3 protein-coding genes are annotated in these 2,132 nt (G+C 64.4%); all 3 read left to right on the top strand.

Going from position 1 to position 2,132, the window contains the following annotated elements; all coding sequences use genetic code 11:
• Positions 1-964 (top strand): alanine racemase (locus MOV76_RS38960; protein WP_247266572.1); only part of this gene is annotated, 964 nt, incomplete at its 5' end.
• Positions 965-1,000: 36 nt separating this feature from the next.
• Positions 1,001-1,345, top strand: coding sequence for a RidA family protein (locus MOV76_RS38955; RefSeq protein WP_018246876.1), 345 nt, complete (start codon positions 1,001-1,003; stop codon positions 1,343-1,345).
• 135 nt (positions 1,346-1,480) lie between these two features.
• Positions 1,481-2,132: succinylglutamate desuccinylase/aspartoacylase family protein (locus MOV76_RS38950; protein WP_247266571.1), on the top strand; the 652-nt coding region annotated here is incomplete at its 3' end.

Raw genomic sequence — 2,132 nt, 5'->3', positions numbered from 1 at the left:
GCTGATCCTCGCCAACGAGATCGGCGGGGCCGCCGCCGCCCGCCGGCTTGCGGCCCTGCTTGGCCACTATCCCGATGCCGAACTCCATATCTTCGTGGATTCCGCAGCACTGGTCGAGGCTCTTCGCTCCGCATGGCAGGAGCGCGCAGATTTACCACCCCTCGGCCTGCTGGTGGAATTCGGCGCGGGCCGCGCCGGTGCTCGCAGCGTCGACGCCGCCGAGGCAATTCTCGAGGCGATCCTTGCCGTGGAGACGCCGACCTTTAGGTTGACCGGCATCGCCGCCTATGAGGGTGCGGCGGCGACCGCCGATGCGGAAGAGACGATGCGTCGCATCGATGCGCTGATGGCGGTGACATCGGATTTCCTGCCGAAGCTGCGCGCCCGTATAGGCGACGAGCGGCCGCTCCTGGTCACGGCTGGCGGCTCGGTGTTTTTCGACCTTGTGATTGCCAGGCTTTCGGCCGCTGTTGCGGCCGATCCCGGCTGCCGGCTGGTGCTGCGCAGCGGCGCGATCTTCTTCCACGACCACGGCATCTACGAGCGTGGCCTTGCCGGCCTCGATGCACGCGGCGGTTTCCGCATCGGCGGCGAGACGGTTTCGGCGGCTGCAGCTTTCCGTCCTGCGCTGCGGGTCTGGGCCGAGGTCCTCTCCCGGCCGGAACCGCGGCTGGCGATCTCAGGCATGGGCATGCGCGACGTGGCGATGGATCAGGGTCTGCCGCGGCCGCTGGCGCTCTATCGCAATGGGGCGTATCTCGCCGATCTCGTGGGCGCCGACGTGTTTCGCCTCAACGATCAGCACGCCTTCGTCGCACTTGCCGACGGCAGCGACGTCGCGGTCGGCGACGTCATCGAGTACGGCATCTCTCATCCCTGCACCTGCCTTGACCGGCATGCCATCCTCTACGGCCTCGACCCCGACCATTCGGTGACGACAGCCTATCTGACCAGCTTCGGCTGAACTTTCCCTCCAAAAGCAAGAAAAGGAAAACCCGCAATGATCCAGCGTTATCAGAAAGGTTCGCGTATGAGCCAAGCCGTTAGCTACGGCGGTCTCGTCTATATTGCCGGCCAGGTCGCGGAAAATCGCAAGGCTGATATCAAGGATCAGACCCGAGACGTGCTCGGCAAGATCGACGCCCTTTTGAAAGAAGCTGGCATCGACCGCTCGCGTCTCATCGCCGTCAATGTCTTCCTGCCGGCGATCGTCGATTTCGAGGCGATGAACAGCGTCTATGATGACTGGATCGACATCGAAAACCCACCGGCCCGCGCCTGCACCGAAGCTCGTCTCGCCGATCCCGATCTGCGCGTCGAAATGACCGCGATCGCCGCGCTCTAGCGCATCGGCCCGAAAATCGGATTCGATTTTCGGAAAGCGCAATGCGTAAGTTGAAAGTGTTACAGCGTCCTTTGCGCGTCCCAAAAAGACGCGCGGCGCTGTAACGGCATCGCAACCACCCGCACTGGAGACATCATGCATAGCGGTCTCGTCAATCCGATCGACTTTTCGCGCGAGGGCCGGCAGGCCGGCCACCTCGCCATTCCCTATTCGATCGATCGGTCGCCCTATTATCAGATCCGCATTCCGGTCCTTCGCCTGAAAAATGGCGAGGGGCCGTCTTTGCTGCTGATGGCCGGCAACCATGGCGACGAATATGAGGGCGAACTCCAGCTCGGCCGGCTGATGCGGCTGCTTGATGTCGCTGAAATCCGCGGCGCCGTCACCATCCTGCCGATGGCGAACCTGCCGGCGGTGATGGCGGCCAAGCGCTGCTCGCCCTTCGACGGCGGCAACCTCAATCGAGCGTTTCCCGGCGATCCCACCGGCTCGCCGACAGCGCGGATGGCGCATTTCCTCGAACACGAACTTTTTCCGCGCCATGACGTCGTGCTCGACCTGCATTCGGGCGGCACGTCCATGGCGCACCTGCCCTGCACGCTGATTGAGCGGCAGGCCGATGCCGCCCGTTTCGAACGGTCCGTTTCGCTGATGCGCGCCATGGGTGCGGCGCATGCCTTCATCGCCGACAACGGGCCGACCGCGCCGACATCGATGGGGGCTGCGGCAAGGGCCGGGACCGTAGGGCTTTCCGGCGAGTTCGGCGGCGGCGGCACCGTGACGCCTG

Origin of the sequence: Rhizobium sp. PRIMUS64 (assembly GCF_023006465.1) — a bacterium.
GTDB classification, from domain to species: domain Bacteria; phylum Pseudomonadota; class Alphaproteobacteria; order Rhizobiales; family Rhizobiaceae; genus Rhizobium; species Rhizobium leguminosarum.
Note: the sequence above shows the minus strand (reverse complement) of the source record. Positions and strands in the feature narration are given on the sequence as shown.